The sequence below is a fragment of the Mycobacterium gordonae genome (assembly GCF_001417955.2).
Lineage (GTDB): Bacteria > Actinomycetota > Actinomycetes > Mycobacteriales > Mycobacteriaceae > Mycobacterium > Mycobacterium gordonae_B.
Genome location: NZ_LKTM01000001.1, coordinates 36,861 through 52,286, shown reverse-complemented (window position 1 = coordinate 52,286; position 15,426 = coordinate 36,861). Strand labels below are relative to the sequence as shown.

Below are 15,426 nucleotides of genomic sequence, written 5' to 3'. Positions count from 1 at the left end.
CTTGCGTCGTCACCACGAGCACTCCGACGGTTGTGTCCGGCGGCAAGCGATGCCGCACGGGTCGACCAACGGTGTACCCAGGCGCGCCGCCTCGGCGCGGACGCCCCACGGCGCCCACACCTGCGGATAGACACGATCAGCCTGCGGCATGACCGAACGCTAACTAGGCCAGCAGTCCGGTGGCTGCTCCACCAAGAGGGATAATGGGTCCCCCAATGGGGTCAAATCCTGGGTACTCCGATCGGCTGTCCAGCTCTCGAAACAAGCGCCGACGTTGCCAAATCCCGGCATTGGGCCGACCGTGTCGTAGCGCGATGAGCTCTGGCCACGTGAGCGCCGCTCACCGATCACGCCGCGCTTTCGTCAAACCTTCTGGCTTGCTGGATTTTTCGTGAACTGGAGGCCTGCGGTGCGCAGGATACGTTGATAGGGAGCAAGATTACGGCGAGCCTGAAATGTTCTCCTCGCGCCGAACACCGCTGGATGTTCGTTGAGCACCTTTCCACGGTCGGCTGCTCGGCCAGTTGTCCGTCTCATTGGTCCGGACTCCCTACTGAGCCGCATTCTGCGGTTCTTTCTGAGAAACTTGTGCTGCGGCGTCACCCGGCGCCGACGATGTCTCGAAGGAGGCTGCGCGTGCCGCGTCGCGAGCAAGTACTCCGGTCGTCGCGCGCGGAACGGGTCGCCGCCGATCTGGAACACGAGATACTCAGTGCTCGTCTGCCCGTCGGGGCGCACCTGGGACGCCGCTCGGAAATCATGGACCGCTTCGGCATCAGCCCCACCGTGATGAATGAAACGCTGCGAATCCTGCGTGATCGGGACCTGGTCGCTGTGCGGCCCGGGCCAGGCGGCGGAATCACGGTGGCCAGCGCCCCTCCGCAGGTCCGGGTGGGTGCGCTGGATTTGTGGTTTCAGCCCTCCACTCCACATCCCCTGGACCTGTTCGAAGCCCGGTTGTACCTCGAATTCGGCTTGACCAAGGCGGCGTTCGAACGAGCCACCGGTGAAGATGTCGCCGCCATGCGGTCGGCGATGATCGTGATGCGGGCCAGCACCGAAGCGCCGGATTTTTTCAACGCCGTGCTCGCCTTCCACGGCGTGGTCGCTTCCGCGGCGCACATACCGGTTCTGGAAGGGATGCATCAGCTCGTCGTGACCAGCATCAAAGCCGTGCTGACCCGGGTGGTTTTCATCGGCGACCACGAGCCCGTGCTGGCCAGGAGTCTCGACATCCACGACGACATCGTGGCCGCGATTGCCCTGCACGATCAACCGTCGTTCATCGATGCCATCAACCGCCATGATCAGGATCTGATCCGCGCCGACGACCCGGACCGTACGCCGAATACCCCCCAACACCCCTGACCCGGCCCGCCGGTTACCCCGCTGCGCGCGGCCGATCCTGCCTGTACGCGGCGCGCCTCATGTTACCCATACAATTATGCATGCACATCTTGAATTATGTATGCACAATAGCTATCCTCGATGGAACCCGTCCGTCTCACCTGTTGCGCGGAGCCACCATCAACGCTCAGACATCCACCCGCACAAGACTTGTCGACGTGCACACGCATGCCATCGACGATCGTCTGCCGGATCTGCTGCACGGCTATCCGGACGACCTCTGGCCGAGCGTCGAGCGGACCGGCGAGACCGAAGCACACCTCCTGTTCGGCGGACAGCATTACCGCCGGATCGACCACCGATGCTGGTCGCCACCGGCCCGGCTCCGCGATATGGATCGTGACGGCGTTGCCATGCAGTTGCTTTCGCCGATCCCGGTGACGTTCTGCTATCGGGCCACGGCGGCAGGCGCGGCTGAACTTGCGTCGGCGCAGAACGAATTCTTCGCCCGGATCACCCGTCGGCACCCAACCCGGTTCGCTGCACTGGGCGCCGTACCCCTGCAGGACCCCGACCGGGCCGTCGACGAATTGCGCCGGTGTATGCGCCAACGAGGCTTTCTGGGTGTCGAAATCGGTTGCCGGATCGGCGATACCGAACTCGGCCATCCCAGCCTGGACCGATTCTTTGCCGTCGCGGGAGAACTCGGCGCCCTGATCCTGGTTCATCCCAGCGACCAGGACCTGCCGGCACGGGTGACCGAGCTCGGACTGGGCTTCGGTGCCGGGATGCCGATCGAGACGGCGCTGGCTGCGGCCGCATTGCTGGTCGGCGGTGCACTCGCGCGCCGCCCCGAAGTGCGGATCTGCTTGGCGCACGGCGGAGGTGCGCTCCCGGCATTGATCGGCCGACTCGACAAGGGGGCCGTTATCGCCGGGATATCCGCCGCCTCAGCGCATCTACCGAGTCGGCTGGCCCGCCGGCTGTGGTGCGACTGCCTGACCTATGACCGCCGAGCGCTATACGCCGCGATCGAAATCTTCGGCAGCGACCACGTCGTCTTCGGATCCGACTACCCCTTCCCGGCGATGCCCGAGAAACTCGACGAGATCGTCGCCACCCTGCCCACCGACCTGAATCGCAGGATCTGCCACACCAATCTGGAGGACCACTATGGCGCATTTCCTGGGCCTGGGCCTGACCCACTACCCGCTGCTGGCCGGCACCGATGACCACATGGCGGACCTGTTGCGCTGGACCCTGACTGATCCCGACATACCGGCCGAGGCAAAGGATCCCGCCAACTGGCCGCCGTCGATGCGCGCGGAATGGGGCTGCGACGGGGGACTGGAATCCGCGGCACATCATCGAAAGCTTCTGGTGGAGAATCTGTCTCGCTGTCGTGAGGCACTCGACGAGTTCGGTCCTGACGTCGTGGTCGTGTGGGGCGACGACCAGTACGAGAACTTTCGCGAAGAGGTCATCCCGCCGTTCTGCGTACTCGCTTATGGCGATGTTGAAGTCAACCCCTTCGAGCTGATGACCCACCGAGGCAGCCCCAACGCCTGGGGATTGCCCGACGACACCACCATCACTCTGCACGGTGACGCTGATGGCGCCCGCCGGCTCGCCGACGACCTGATCGGCCAGGGCTTCGATGTCGCCTACTCCTACCGCAAGCGCAGCGACTCGCCCTTCCCCCACGCAATACTCAACACGCAGTTGTTCCTGGACTATCCGGACGCCGGATCGCATTTCGAGTACCCGCTGATACCGATCACGGTCAATTGCTATGGGCAACATGCGATCGCCCGTCGGGGCGGCCTGGCCCGCTTCGCGGACATTGCCGACGAGCGACTCGACCCGTCCGGGCCCACCCCGGCCCGGTGCTTCGCACTCGGCGCCGCGGTCGCAAAAGCATTCCGCAATAAGGATCTACGCGTGGCGCTGGTGGCGTCCTCGAGCTGGTCGCATGCTTTCCTGACCGACAAGAACTGGCATCTCACCCCCGACACCGCCGCCGACCGCCGGCTGTATCGGTTGTTCGCCGAGCGCGACTACCAGACGTGGCGGACCACACCCAGCCACGACATCGTCGATGCCGGTCAACACGAGATGCTGAACTGGTTCTGCCTGACCGGCGCGGTCGACGAACTCGGCCTGGACCTTGCGTGGTCGGAGCTCGTCACCACCGATGTCTTCAACTCCAACAAGTGTTTCGCGGTGTTCCAGGAAGGAGACCGACGATGACGTCGACCGTAGCCCGGATCGTGGCACAGCAACGCATCATCGATGCCGGAGGCATCGATACCCACTACCTCGAAGCGGGCGCCGGGAAACCGGTTCTCATGCTGCACGGTTCGGGGCCTGGAGTGTCGGCGATGGCCAACTGGCAGCTCAACATCGGGCCACTGGCCCAACGGTTCCATGTGCTCGCGCCGGACATCGTCGGCTTCGGCGGCACCGCGCGGCCCGACGACATCGTCTACTCACTGCGCACCTGGACCGACCACGTCTGGGCGTTTTTGGATGCACATGGCATCGAGAACACCGCGATTGTCGGCAACTCACTGGGTGGGCGCATCGCGCTGCAGATGGCCGCCGAGCACCCGGACCGAATCACCCGAATGGTGCTGATGGGGGCACCCGGTGTCGGCATGACCCTCACCGACGGTCTCGCCGCGCTGCGCGCCTACGAGCCGTCCCATGAGGCGATGCGCGACCTGCTGCGCAACTACTTCGCGGTCGACCCGGCGATGATCACCGACGAACTCGTTGAGATCCGTTACGAGGCCAGCATCGCCGACGGAGCGTACGAGACGTACCGCGCGATGTTCTTCGACCCGCGGCACGCCGGTTCCGAGCTCGGTATCACCGAGGACGAAGTGCGTCGCATCGCCACCCCCGCGCTGCTCGTCCACGGTCGCGAGGACAAGGTTGTTCCGATGCAGGTCTCGGTCACCATGCTGGGTCTGTTACCCAACGCCGACCTGCATGTGTTCAGCGCCTGCGGACATTGGACCCAGATCGAGCGTGCCGACGAGTTCTCCGCGCTGGTCTCCGACTACCTGGCCCGACCGTGAGCACCGGTGTGGAGCCGCGGGTTACCCGGGCAACCGACGTGGCACAGCTGCCGGTCGTCGTCGATGACCCGGTGGCCCAGCGCTTCAAGGTGCACCGCTCGGCGATGACATCGCCCCAGATTCACCGAGCCGAAATCGACCGGATCTTCGCCAAGTCGTGGCTTTACGTGGGCCACGAGTCGGAGATTTCCCGGCCGGGCGACTTCGTCCGGCGGCCGGTCGGCGGACGACCGCTGTTCATGGTCCGCGGAGTGAAAACCGGAAAGGTCAACGTCTTTCACAACACCTGCACGCACCGTGGCGCATTGGTATGCCGTCAGGACTCCGGCAATTCCAAAGTCTTCCAGTGCTTCTACCACGCCTGGACCTTCGACTCCGAAGGCCGGCTCAAGGGGGTGCCGGACCGCGACTCCTACGTCGGCGGACTGAACTTCGACGAGCTGGGGCTCAAGCGCGTGGCGCGCGTGCAGTCCTACCGTGGATTTGTCTTTGCCAGCTTCGACCCCGATATCGTGGACCTGCCAACCTATCTGGCCGGCGCTAAGGACTACATCGATCTCGTCGTCGACGGTTGCGGCGGCTCTGTCGAAATGGTCCGTGGCACCCACGAATATAGTTTTGGCGCCAACTGGAAGCTGCTGGTGGAGAACAGCTTCGACGGCTACCACGCCGAGTCCACGCACGACACCTACTTCAAGTACCTGGTGTCGATCGGCACTGACCTGCGGGGCGGCGTCAGCGGTCAAGCGGTCGACCTCGGCAACGGCCACGCCGTGATCGAATACAGCTCTCCGTGGGGACGCCCGGTCGCTAAATGGGAGCCGCTGTTCGGTGAACAGGCGCGCACCGAAATCGACCGACTGCGTGCGGATCTGGTCACCCGCCATGGCGAGGAGCGGGCGCATGCGATGGCAGAGATGAATCGAAACCTGCTGATCTATCCGAACCTGATCATCAACGACATCATGGCTGTGACGGTGCGAACCTTCTACCCCCCAGCGCCCGACGTCGTCGACGTCACCGCCTGGGCGTTGGCCCCCATCAATGAGCCGGCCACCCTGCGTCACAGACGGCTCGACAGCTTTCTGACCTTCCTCGGCCCCGGCGGCTTCGCCACCCCAGACGACCTGGAAGCCCTGGAATCGTGTCAGCAGGGTTTCGCCAGCGGCGGGGTCGAGTGGAACGACATCTCCCGCGGAATGGGTCGTGTTGCGCTGGCCAACGACGAAGAACAGATGCGCGTCTTCTGGCGGCGCTGGCAGCATCAGATGGGCGCCGCTGCGGACCGGGCTGGTGCCCCGTGACCGCCGTGGCTGCGCAGCAACAGGACTTCCTGCGGCAGCAGGTCGAGGAATTCCTTTATGCCGAAGCGGAATTGCTGGACACGTGGGCGCTCGACGATTGGTTGGCTCTCTTCGACGGCGACGCCAAGTACGAGGTGCCCTGCAACGACGCCCCCGACGCCGATCCGTCCCACGAATTGATGCTCATCGACGACAACCACGTCCGGCTGACGGCCAGAGTCGCCCGGCTCAACAGCCGGCGCGCCCACCGCGAGTACCCCCATTCCCGAACGAATCACCAGCTGTTCAACGTTCGGGTCCAGGACGGGCCGGCCGAAGAGCTCTCCGTGACAACGTCGTTCACGGTGTGGCGGTTCCGGGCTGGACGCACCAGTTGTTACGTCGGTCGGTACCACTACCGGCTGCGCCGCAACGCCAGCGGTTTTCGGATTGCCGCAAAGAGAGTCGAACTGGACATGACGGACCTGCGTTCCGTCGGTGACGTCGCGATCATCCTATGAGTGGCGCACTGACCGGCCGCAACGCGATCGTCACCGGCGCCGCCTCCGGCATCGGCCTCGGTATTGTCACCCGGCTCATCGCCGATGGCGCAATGGTTTTCGCCGGCACCCGGAACAAGGACGACCTGGAGTGGGTGTACGAGCACGCGGCCATTGCCGGTGGCTTCGTCGGTGAACTGCAACAGCCCGGTGCAGCCGACGAACTGGTGGCAACGGCGGTCGAGGCGCTCGGCCATGTCGATGTGCTGGTCAACAACGCAGGCGGCGGCGTGATCCTGCCGACGCTCGAGCACACCGAGGAGTCGTTACGGGCCACCGTGGACAACAACTTGTGGACGACCATCTACTGCGTGCGAGCAGTGCTGCCGCACATGGTGTCTCGAGGCCACGGCCGCATCGTGAACATCGGCGCCGACTCGGTACGCACCGGGCTGGTGGATCACGCAATGTACAACGCGGCGAAGGGTGGCGTACACGCGATGATCACCGGCCTCGCCCGCGAGTTCGCCGGCGCCGGTATCACCGGGAACACGGTGGCGCCGTGCTATGTGCGCACCCCCGAACTGACCGAGCTTCTCGAATCCGGCCTGGCGCCGCCGCGTCTGCAGCGTGTCGTCGAGGAGGGAACCGCCATCGTGCCGCTCGGACGGCCGGGCGATCCGGCTGAGGTCGCGACAGCTGTGGCTTTCCTTGCCGGCGAGGACAGCCGATTCATCACCGGTCAAACGATCTACGTCAACGGCGGCAGCAGCATGGGCTGACGCCCATCCAGCCACAAACCCTAAGGATTCAAACGCCATGGCCATCAATAGAACACGGCTGCGCGAGGCCGCGGACCGGTTGATCGCAGCCGCCGCCGGACCGCGGCAATGCGATCCGGTGCGAGACCTCCTGGACGAGGCCGACGTCGCGTCGGCCTACGCGGTGCAGCGCCTGATCACCGAGGAATCACTGGCGCGAGGACGCGGGATCGTCGGCCACAAGGTCGGCCTGACCTCCCCGGTGGTCCAGCGGCAGTTGGGTGTGGACCAACCTGATTCCGGTGTGCTGTTCGCCGACATGCAGGTAGCCAACGGGGCGACGGTCCAAACCGGCCTCTTGCTGCAGCCCAAGGTCGAGGCCGAGATCGCGTTCATCCTCGCCGAGGACCTCGACGGTGACCTGTCGGATTCGCGTCTCAGAGCCGCCGCCGGTATCGCGGTACCGGCGATCGAGATCGTCGACTCGCGAGTGCGCGACTGGTCGATCAGCATTGTCGACACCATCGCTGACAACGGCTCGTCAGCGATGTTCGTGCTGGGATCGGAAGTGGCGGCCGCCGCTGATCTCGACTTCGTCTCGCGCACCATGCAACTCACCCAGGATGGCACGGTCGTCTCCACCGGTTGCGGGTCCGACTGCCTGGGCAGCCCGCTTAACGCGCTGCGCTGGCTGGCGCGCACCGCACGGGAGAACGGCTCTCCGTTGCGTGCCGGCCATATTGTGCTCTCCGGTGCGCTGGGCCCCATGGTGCCGGTCCGGCCAGGCAGCACGTACATAGCCGAAATCGGCGGAATCGGCTCCGTGGAAATCTCATTCGCCGAGGTGACACCATGACCCGCACCAAAGTAGCCGTCATCGGCTCGGGCAATATCGGCACAGATCTGATGATCAAGGTACGGCGGCTGTCGCAGAGCCTTGAGATGGGCGCGATGGTCGGCATCGATCCGGGATCCGAGGGGCTGCGGCGGGCGCAGCGTCTGGGCGTGCCGACCACTTCGCACGGCGTGCAAGGCCTGCTGGAGATGTCCGAATTTGACGACATAGCAATTGTTTTCGATGCAACGTCGGCGGCTGCACATGTCGAAAACTGGCGGCTGCTGGCTGCGCGCGGCAAAACCCTGGTCGATCTCACACCGGCAGCGGTCGGCCCCTTCGTCGTGCCGGCCGTAAATTTGCAAACACACCTCGAGAGCCCGAATCTCAACATGGTGACCTGCGGCGGCCAGGCCACCATCCCGGTCGTCGCGGCGGTCGCCGCCACCACGCCGGTGCTCTACGCCGAGATCGTCGCCTCGATCGCATCGAAATCGGCGGGCCCAGGCACTCGGGCCAATATCGACGAGTTCACTGAGACCACCGCAAAGGCGTTGCAGGTCGTCGGCGGAGCGAAACGGGCGAAGGCCATCATCGTGCTCAACCCGGCCGAGCCACCATTGATCATGCGCGACACCGTGCATTGCCTGATCGGTGATGCCGATCTCTATTCCGTCGAGAGTCAGGTGTTGGCAATGGTCGATGCCGTCGCTGCCTACGTGCCCGGATACCGGCTCAAACAACGGGTGCAGGTCCGCCGGGTCGAAAATGGCTCTGCAGCAGCAGAACTAATTGATGCCCGGTACGGCCTTCCGCGCTGGCAGGTGTCGGTGTACCTGGAGGTCGAGGGCGCCGCCCACTATCTACCGGCCTACGCCGGGAACCTCGACATCATGACGTCGGCCGCACTGCAGGTCGCCGAACGCCTGGCTGCGCGAACGGAAGAACGGGTGCCATGACGCATCTCTACATCCAGGACGTCACACTGCGCGACGGCATGCATGCCGTTCGTCACCGGATGCCGCTCGACCGATTACGCCGAATCGCCGCCGCCCTCGACGGGGCCGGAGTCGCAGCAATCGAAGTCGCCCACGGCGACGGCCTTGCCGGCTCCAGCCTCACGTACGGCCCGGGCAGCTCGACCGATGGGGAATGGATCGCCGCTGCAGCCGAGGTGGTTAACCGCGCGCGACTGACCACACTGCTGCTGCCCGGGGTTGGCGCCATCCGCGACCTCGTGGCCGCCCACGACCTCGGCGTCACCTCGGTACGAATAGCCACCCATGCCACCGAGGCCGATATCGCCGAGCAGCACATCGCGAAGGCGCGCGACCTGGGCATGGATGTCTCCGGCTTCCTGATGATGTCCCACATGGCCGACCCGGCCCTACTGGCGCGCCAGGCGAAGCTAATGCAGGATGCCGGAGCGCACTGTGTGTATGTCACCGATTCCGGTGGGCGCCTCACCATGCGCGATGTGCGAGATCGGGTACGCGCCTACCGCGACCTGCTCGAGCCAGGCACCCAGATCGGTATTCACGCGCACGAGAACCTGTCGCTCTCGGTCGCCAATTCTGTGGTCGCCGTCGAAGAAGGGGCCTTCCGGGTCGACACGTCACTGTGCGGCCATGGCGCGGGAGCCGGCAACTGCCCGATCGAAGCATTCGTAGCAGTCGCCGAAATCTACGGCTGGCAGCACGGATGCGATCTGTTCGCCCTGCAGGACGCCGCCGAAAACCTGGTACGCCCGATGCAGGACCGACCGGTCCGGGTCGACCGGGAGACATTGACGCTGGGCTACGCCGGGGTCTACTCCAGTTTTCTGCGGCACGCCGAAGGTGCCGCGCAGGAACACGGACTCGATGTGCGCGACATCCTCATCGAGGTCGGGCGGCGCGGCCTGATCGGCGGCCAGGAAGACATGATCAGCGATGTCGCGCTCGATTTGCTCGGTACCCCCGGAGTCCATAAAACCTCGCTTTAGGGGGACGAGCCGCCGAGGTGATCGGCACTACCGTAGGTGCCGCGCAAGACCGGACTGTAGTGAAAGGACCGAACGTGACCGCGACGACCACCGACCTCGCCGCCTACCCTGCACGCTATTTCGCCGCGTGGAACCAACGCGACCTGGCGACCGCGCTGACCGCAATCGCTGAGACAGTGCACTGGGAGGATCCATCGCTGCCCGCACCGATCACCGACCACCAGCAGGCCGGCGAGTTCTTTCTTGCCGCGTGGGCAGGTTTCCCAGATCTAGCCTTTCACCCTGTCGGTGAGCCGCTGGTAGACATCGCCAATCATCGCGTATCGCAGGAGTGGCGGATGGTCGGCACCCACACCGGCGAGGGATTCCCGCCGGGGGTCACGCCCACCGGTCACACCTTCGACATCCCCGGGTTGGACGTCTGGGAGGTCGACACCGATGGCCGGGCCGTCTCGGTACACGCCTATTGGAATGTCGGCACGCTGCTGACTCAACTTGGTTTGGGATGACCGGCTAAGCCATTCAGCACATTTCGCGAAATGCAGCTCCGGTGGCTGCAGCCGCTTGACCCGGCCAAGTCCGGGGACTATGGTCTGACCATTAGACACTAGGACCCAAGGCGCTACTCTGTGCGAAGCACCCCGTGAGGACGCAGTGAATCTTCATCCAGCCACGTTTTCGTTGGATTCCGCCGACGGGCGCCGGCTCGCCGGCTATCGCTGGACCCCGCACGATGACCAGCGCATCGCGGGCGTCGTCGTCCTGGTTCATGGCATGGGCGAGCACATTCGCCGCTACGACCACGTTGCCGACGCGCTCACCGCCCAGGGTTTTGTCGTGTACGGGCACGACCATCGAGGACATGGCGCGTCCCTGAACAGCGGCGACGAGCCCGGACACCTGGGACCCAACGGGTGGCGAACGCTGGTCGACGACCTGGCTCTGGTGGTGGCCCAGGCGAAATCAGAACACCGCGGCCTTCCGGTGGTGATGATCGCGCACAGCATGGGTTCGTTTGCCGCTCAACAATTTCTGCTGGATCACGGCGGCCAGGTTGATGCGGTCGCGCTGACCGGAACCGCGGCCGTCGACCTTCTCGAACCCGCCTTGGACCTCTCCGCCGATCTGGAGCTTTCCGCCTTCAATGCCGCCTTCCACCCGGCGCGAACGGATTTCGACTGGCTCTCGCGCGACGAGTCGGTCGTCGATGCCTATGTCGTTGATCCGCTGTGCGGATTCGGCCTCGACACCGAGTCGCTCAAAGGCATGTTCGACGGCGCCCGGCGTCTGGCAGATCCCGCACAGGTGGCACGCATCCCCCCAGAGCTATCGCTGTACTTGGCGGTGGGGTCCAGGGACCCCGTCAACGCCGATCTCACATTGTTGTGGGCGCTCGTGGACCGGTACCGCTCCGCCGGCCTTGACGATGTCACTGTCCGCGTCTACGACGATGCCCGCCACGAGATCCTCAATGAGGTCAACCGGGCAGAGGTGATCGATGACTTGCTGCAGTGGCTGCAGCGCGCGATTACCGCCACTGCGTCTCCACCACAAGAGATTTCAACGGATATGAGGACGAATCGATGACTACCGAGCGCACCGAACTGCATGCCCCCAAAGACCTCGACGCCTCCACCGCGCTGATCGTCGGCGGCACCGCCGGCATCGGCCTGGCCTCAGCGCGAGCACTGGCCGCGGCCGGCGTGCCGCGGATCGTGATCGTCGGCCGCAACGCCGAGCGCGGCGAGCTTGCCGCGAAGTCCATCGCCGAACTTGGCGCAGCCGCGCATTTCATCGCCGGCGACGCCACCGATCCCACCACCGCGGCTACCGTCGCGGCAGAAGCCGATCGCATTCTTTCGGGTATCGACATTCTGATGTGCACCACCGCCGCCGACGTCCGGCCCGAGCTGTTCATCAACATCCCGACCGCCGACATCGGTCGCATGCTGACCCAATTAGCCTTGCCGTCAATGTATCTGGCGAGCGCCGTGCTGCCGGGCATGCGCGATCGCCGAGGTGGTGTGATTGTGAACGTAGCGTCGGACGCCGCGAAGACCGCCACGCCTGGCGAAACGGTGATCGGCGCCGCGAAAGCGGCCATCGTGATGTTCACCCGGACCATCGCCATCGAGGAGAAGCGCTACGGTATCCGCGCCAACGCGCTGACGCCGTCGCTGGTCCATGGCACCGCCTCGACCGAGCGCATCACCGCAGATGGATTCAGCGGCAAGCTGTTTGCCCGAGCCGCACAGCAAGCTCAGCTCGGTGTGCCGACGGCCGAAGATATTGCGGCGCTGACGGTGTTCCTCTGCAGCCCGGCAGCCGCGCGGTTGACCGGGCAGGCCATCAGCGTCAATGGCGGCATTTCTGCGGCATAGCCATCCAGCCGCCGCAGTGGTTCAGAAATAACGGGGGAATGGTGTCCAGTCCGGCGGCCGCTTCTCCAGAAACGCGTTGCGGCCCTCGACCGCCTCATCGGTCATGTATGCCAACCTGGTCGCCTCCCCGGCGAACAACTGCTGACCTACCAGCCCGTCATCGAGCAGATTGAAGGCGTACTTCAACATTCGTTGCGCCTGAGGCGACTTCCCGTTGATCTCGGTCGCCCACTCCAACCCTACGATCTCCAGCTCGGCGTGGTCGACGACCTCGTTGACGGCGCCCATGCGATGCATCTGCTCGGCTGTGTATGGCCGGCCCAGGAAGAAGATCTCGCGCGCGAACTTCTGGCCGACCTGGCGGGCCAGGTAGGCGCTGCCGAAACTGCCGTCGAAGCTGCCGACGTCGGCGTCGGTCTGCTTGAAGCGCGCGTGCTCTCTGCTTGCCAGCGTCAGGTCGCAGGTCGAATGCAGGCTGTGTCCGCCGCCGGCCGCCCATCCGTTGACCAGGCAGATGACGACCTTGGGCATGAACCGGATCAACCGCTGCACCTCGAGGATGTGTAGCCGGCCGCCGCGCGCTTGGTCGACCGTGTCCGCGGTTTCTCCGCTCGCGTACTGGTAGCCGCTGCGGCCGCGGATGCGTTGGTCGCCGCCGGAACAAAAGGCCCAAACACCGTCTTTCGGCGATGGGCCGTTACCGGTCAGCAGCACCACGCCCACATCGGGGGACATCCGGGCGTGATCCAACGCCCGATACAGCTCATCGACCGTGTGCGGCCGAAACGCGTTGCGCACCTCTGGCCGGTTGAATGCCACCCGCACGGTGGGGCCGGAGACATGACGGTGGTAGGTGATATCGGTGAGATCGGCGAATCCATCCACCGACGCCCATGCAGGTGCCTGAAAGGGGTTGTCGGTCATCGGTTGCGGCTGTGACGCCGGTAGGCGCTCCGGGTGTCGTCCATGTAGAGGGCGATCGCCTCGGACCGGTTGATAGCGCCGATCTTGCGAAGGATCCGCTTCACATGCGTCTTGACCGTCTCGATCGTGATGACGAGCTCGTCGGCAATCTCGGCGTTGGAGGCGCCCAGCACCAGCCTCTCGAACACTTGTCGTTCACGATGCGAAAGCGTCGCCGTCAGCAGGGAATCCGCTGCCATCGCCGGCGACTCCACACGATCGTCGCACTCGACGTCGAAGCTTATGGCTGCTGCGGCAATTCGGTCTGCTTCCTCGGTCAGCCGGGCCGCCGCACGGGCAATCGAGTTCCGCTGCTGTTGCACCCGTTCGGTATTCAGCATTCTCTCGTGCAGCAGCGAATAGGCTGAGGCGAACGCGTCGAGCACATCGACGTCGGCGGCAGCGACCGCCCCTGCACCCCGACGCGCGACGTGGATGAGAGCGACAACCCGCGTTTTCGAGATGACGGGAGCCACCAAATAGTGGACCGAGCCAAGCAGTTCCCGATACCCGGGCGAACCCGGCATTTCGGCGTCATCCGTCCCCGTGGTGTTGAGCAAGCGAATACAGGCTCGCTCGGCCGCGCATTCACGACGCGGGATCACCGTAGGTCCACCGAGACCGTGGTCGGACTCCTCGACGACGAATCCGTCGTCTTCGACGAAGGAAAGCATCGCGCTGTCGAAGCCGAGCACCTCGCAGAGTTCGGTGCATGCTTGGCGGCCGAGTCCCTGCAGCGATCCGGCCTTCTTCATTCGCCGGACACCAGCGGTCAACGAGCGCACCAGATCGACGCTCTCTCCCGCCTTCATCTGGCGCGCCTCCACTTGAGCTTGCAGGAATTCCGTCAGGTGCAGGCATCCGATCGGCGACTCGGCACAGTCACCGACGCCGCCCTCCCGGGTGACCAGTCGCTCAGTGGTGGCGGCCGCCATCGTGATTGCCTCGTCGAGTGTCGTCGCGTCGTCTGATCGGGACACACCGAATGCGCCACACAGCCGTCCATCGAGTTCGTTGAGACGCGCCACGATCGCGCGCGCGTTCATCGGGCTACCCCGAGTTCACTTGTGCCGACGCCCGCATAGGTCGCGACCGCCGCTGCTCTGCTTGAGGTATTCAACTTCTTGGCAATGTGTTTCAGATGGGACTTCACGGTCCCTTCGGAAATCACCAGGCATCGGGCAATCTGTCCGTTGGTGGCGCCGGTGGCCACATGCGACATGATCTCGCGTTCGCGAGAGGTCAAGGCGGAGGCAGTGGGTTGTTCGCGGCGGCTAACGGCACCTTGCCGGGTCCCCGGTGCCTCACCCGGCACGGGCCACAACACCGGGCGACCTGACCCGCCGAGAAGTTCGTCCACGTTGCCACACAACTTGTCGACTTCGACGCGCTGCTGCGCCGCCTTTTCCTCAAGCGCCGCACTCTCGAATGCCACGGACAGGCATTCGGCGAAAGCCTCCAACTGCTCGAGATGGTCCATCGTCACCAGTCCGTGGGGCTTGGGACGGTCGGCGTGCAGTATTCCGATTGCCCTGCCTTGAACGGTAATTGGTGCGGCTATGTAGCCCGAGCAGCCTGCGACCTCGACGATCTCCTTGAACGTGCGTTTGTCATTCATCGGCGACGGCGCGAATGCACCGCTCCGCTTGCGGACGAGTTCTGTCTCCAGCGGGGCGTCCGCCAGTTGGATGTGGCGACTGGCCACGTAATCCAGGAACTTGCGCGAATTGGGATCTGCCTTTTCGTTTTCGATGTGTAGCCGTTGGGGCAGCCACACCGAACCGCGCACGGTGGAGATCATCGTCCGCGCGAAAGCCAACTCCCGACTCAGGACCTCGGGGGCCGCATAGATCATCTTTCGTGGCGGCAGTCCTCTGAGGAACTTCAGGGCATTGCGTATCTCCGACATCGACTTGACCCGGCGTGCCAAGTCGAGGTCGAGGAGTTCGCATTGCAAGCTCAGGATCGAGATCAAGATTTCGTTGGTCGCCGCCCACTCATCTACTGTTCCGGACGGCGCCGCCAAGTGCTGCTCGAGCCCTTTCCGCAAGCTGGCCAACTGGTGTTCCAACGCGATCGGCGACAATTCGAACGGCGCCACTTTAAGGTGTTCGGCAGCGGCCGCGACGATTGTTTCAGCACGTGCGATCACAATCGGATCCTCCGCGACGGAGACACTCGGCATTCGTGAAACCATCACCTCTCCTCCCGTCGTTGGAGCCAGCCGAAGCATTACGGTCAGACCATTGGACCAAAGTATAGGATGGTGTTGCGTGCGACACAATGGGG

Annotated in this window: 17 protein-coding genes; 13 read left to right on the top strand and 4 right to left on the bottom strand. The window is 64.5% G+C overall.

Going from position 1 to position 15,426, the window contains the following annotated elements; genetic code table 11:
* Nucleotides 1-9: 9 nt before the first annotated feature.
* On the bottom strand, nucleotides 10-150 hold the full coding sequence (locus tag AO501_RS36750; RefSeq protein ID WP_156452240.1) for a hypothetical protein: 141 nt from the start codon (nucleotides 148-150) through the stop codon (nucleotides 10-12).
* A 486-nt stretch (nucleotides 151-636) separates the two neighbouring features.
* Here AO501_RS36750 and AO501_RS00250 point away from each other — a divergent pair, with 486 nt between their 5' ends.
* The 13 genes from AO501_RS00250 to AO501_RS00190 all read left to right on the top strand — a co-directional run bounded on the left by AO501_RS00250 (nucleotide 637) and on the right by AO501_RS00190 (nucleotide 12,174).
* A complete protein-coding gene (locus tag AO501_RS00250) occupies nucleotides 637-1,368 on the top strand; it encodes a FadR/GntR family transcriptional regulator (protein WP_231752271.1) in 732 nt (243 codons plus the stop codon).
* A gap of 197 nt (nucleotides 1,369-1,565) precedes the next feature.
* The gene (locus tag AO501_RS00245; RefSeq protein ID WP_231752270.1) at nucleotides 1,566-2,579 is read left to right on the top strand and encodes an amidohydrolase family protein; all 1,014 of its coding nucleotides are present in this window, start codon (nucleotides 1,566-1,568) and stop codon (nucleotides 2,577-2,579) included.
* On the top strand, nucleotides 2,521-3,597 hold the full coding sequence (locus AO501_RS00240) for an extradiol ring-cleavage dioxygenase (RefSeq protein WP_055575786.1): 1,077 nt from the start codon (nucleotides 2,521-2,523) through the stop codon (nucleotides 3,595-3,597). Before AO501_RS00245 ends, AO501_RS00240 begins: the two co-directional genes overlap by 59 nt.
* Entirely contained in the window at nucleotides 3,594-4,430 is an 837-nt protein-coding gene (locus tag AO501_RS00235) for an alpha/beta fold hydrolase (RefSeq protein ID WP_055575785.1), read from the top strand. The genes AO501_RS00240 and AO501_RS00235 overlap by 4 nt, the downstream gene beginning before the upstream one ends.
* Nucleotides 4,427-5,734, top strand: a complete 1,308-nt coding sequence (locus AO501_RS00230; RefSeq protein WP_055575784.1) for an aromatic ring-hydroxylating oxygenase subunit alpha — start codon at nucleotides 4,427-4,429, stop codon at nucleotides 5,732-5,734. The genes AO501_RS00235 and AO501_RS00230 overlap by 4 nt, the downstream gene beginning before the upstream one ends.
* Nucleotides 5,731-6,234 carry an aromatic-ring-hydroxylating dioxygenase subunit beta gene (locus AO501_RS00225; protein WP_055575783.1) on the top strand — a complete coding sequence of 168 codons (504 nt, stop codon included), beginning with the start codon at nucleotides 5,731-5,733 and terminating at the stop codon, nucleotides 6,232-6,234. The genes AO501_RS00230 and AO501_RS00225 overlap by 4 nt, the downstream gene beginning before the upstream one ends.
* Complete coding sequence (locus tag AO501_RS00220) at nucleotides 6,231-6,995, top strand: SDR family NAD(P)-dependent oxidoreductase (protein WP_055575782.1); 765 nt, start codon at nucleotides 6,231-6,233, stop codon at nucleotides 6,993-6,995. Before AO501_RS00225 ends, AO501_RS00220 begins: the two co-directional genes overlap by 4 nt.
* 37 nt (nucleotides 6,996-7,032) lie before the next feature.
* Complete coding sequence (locus AO501_RS00215; protein WP_055575781.1) at nucleotides 7,033-7,830, top strand: 2-keto-4-pentenoate hydratase; 798 nt, start codon at nucleotides 7,033-7,035, stop codon at nucleotides 7,828-7,830.
* Nucleotides 7,827-8,768 (top strand): acetaldehyde dehydrogenase (acetylating), encoded by a 942-nt coding sequence (locus tag AO501_RS00210; RefSeq protein ID WP_055575780.1) that lies wholly within the window; start codon nucleotides 7,827-7,829, stop codon nucleotides 8,766-8,768. Before AO501_RS00215 ends, AO501_RS00210 begins: the two co-directional genes overlap by 4 nt.
* Nucleotides 8,765-9,793 (top strand): 4-hydroxy-2-oxovalerate aldolase, encoded by a 1,029-nt coding sequence (gene dmpG / locus AO501_RS00205; protein WP_055575779.1) that lies wholly within the window; start codon nucleotides 8,765-8,767, stop codon nucleotides 9,791-9,793. Before AO501_RS00210 ends, dmpG begins: the two co-directional genes overlap by 4 nt.
* Before the next feature lie 74 nt (nucleotides 9,794-9,867).
* Nucleotides 9,868-10,302, top strand: coding sequence for an ester cyclase (locus tag AO501_RS00200; protein WP_055576116.1), 435 nt, complete (start codon nucleotides 9,868-9,870; stop codon nucleotides 10,300-10,302).
* A 145-nt stretch (nucleotides 10,303-10,447) separates the two neighbouring features.
* The gene (locus AO501_RS00195) at nucleotides 10,448-11,380 is read left to right on the top strand and encodes an alpha/beta hydrolase (protein WP_055575778.1); all 933 of its coding nucleotides are present in this window, start codon (nucleotides 10,448-10,450) and stop codon (nucleotides 11,378-11,380) included.
* Nucleotides 11,377-12,174, top strand: a complete 798-nt coding sequence (locus tag AO501_RS00190) for an SDR family NAD(P)-dependent oxidoreductase (protein ID WP_055575777.1) — start codon at nucleotides 11,377-11,379, stop codon at nucleotides 12,172-12,174. The genes AO501_RS00195 and AO501_RS00190 overlap by 4 nt, the downstream gene beginning before the upstream one ends.
* A 21-nt stretch (nucleotides 12,175-12,195) precedes the next feature.
* Here the strand turns inward: AO501_RS00190 and AO501_RS00185 are convergent, their stop codons facing one another.
* From AO501_RS00185 to AO501_RS00175, 3 genes are read right to left on the bottom strand one after another with little or no spacing between them, the layout of a single operon-like run.
* Nucleotides 12,196-13,098 (bottom strand): 1,4-dihydroxy-2-naphthoyl-CoA synthase, encoded by a 903-nt coding sequence (locus tag AO501_RS00185; protein WP_055575776.1) that lies wholly within the window; start codon nucleotides 13,096-13,098, stop codon nucleotides 12,196-12,198.
* The gene (locus tag AO501_RS00180; protein WP_055575775.1) at nucleotides 13,095-14,183 is read right to left on the bottom strand and encodes a helix-turn-helix transcriptional regulator; all 1,089 of its coding nucleotides are present in this window, start codon (nucleotides 14,181-14,183) and stop codon (nucleotides 13,095-13,097) included. Before AO501_RS00180 ends, AO501_RS00185 begins: the two co-directional genes overlap by 4 nt.
* A complete protein-coding gene (locus AO501_RS00175; protein ID WP_197419722.1) occupies nucleotides 14,180-15,334 on the bottom strand; it encodes a response regulator transcription factor in 1,155 nt (384 codons plus the stop codon). The genes AO501_RS00180 and AO501_RS00175 overlap by 4 nt, the downstream gene beginning before the upstream one ends.
* Between the last annotated feature and the right edge of the window lie 92 nt (nucleotides 15,335-15,426).

Bases quoted from the DNA above. Each gene is read 5' to 3' on its own strand.
- AO501_RS36750 (WP_156452240.1), bottom strand. From the start codon at position 150: ATGCCGCAGGCTGATCGTGTCTATCCGCAGGTGTGGGCGCCGTGGGGC.
- AO501_RS00240 (WP_055575786.1), top strand. From the start codon at position 2,521: ATGGCGCATTTCCTGGGCCTGGGCCTGACCCACTACCCGCTGCTGGCC.
- AO501_RS00235 (WP_055575785.1), top strand. From the start codon at position 3,594: ATGACGTCGACCGTAGCCCGGATCGTGGCACAGCAACGCATCATCGAT.
- AO501_RS00220 (WP_055575782.1), top strand. From the start codon at position 6,231: ATGAGTGGCGCACTGACCGGCCGCAACGCGATCGTCACCGGCGCCGCC.
- AO501_RS00215 (WP_055575781.1), top strand. From the start codon at position 7,033: ATGGCCATCAATAGAACACGGCTGCGCGAGGCCGCGGACCGGTTGATC.
- AO501_RS00210 (WP_055575780.1), top strand. From the start codon at position 7,827: ATGACCCGCACCAAAGTAGCCGTCATCGGCTCGGGCAATATCGGCACA.
- dmpG (WP_055575779.1), top strand. From the start codon at position 8,765: ATGACGCATCTCTACATCCAGGACGTCACACTGCGCGACGGCATGCAT.
- AO501_RS00190 (WP_055575777.1), top strand. From the start codon at position 11,377: ATGACTACCGAGCGCACCGAACTGCATGCCCCCAAAGACCTCGACGCC.
- AO501_RS00185 (WP_055575776.1), bottom strand. From the start codon at position 13,098: ATGACCGACAACCCCTTTCAGGCACCTGCATGGGCGTCGGTGGATGGA.
- AO501_RS00180 (WP_055575775.1), bottom strand. From the start codon at position 14,183: ATGAACGCGCGCGCGATCGTGGCGCGTCTCAACGAACTCGATGGACGG.
- AO501_RS00175 (WP_197419722.1), bottom strand. From the start codon at position 15,334: ATGGTTTCACGAATGCCGAGTGTCTCCGTCGCGGAGGATCCGATTGTG.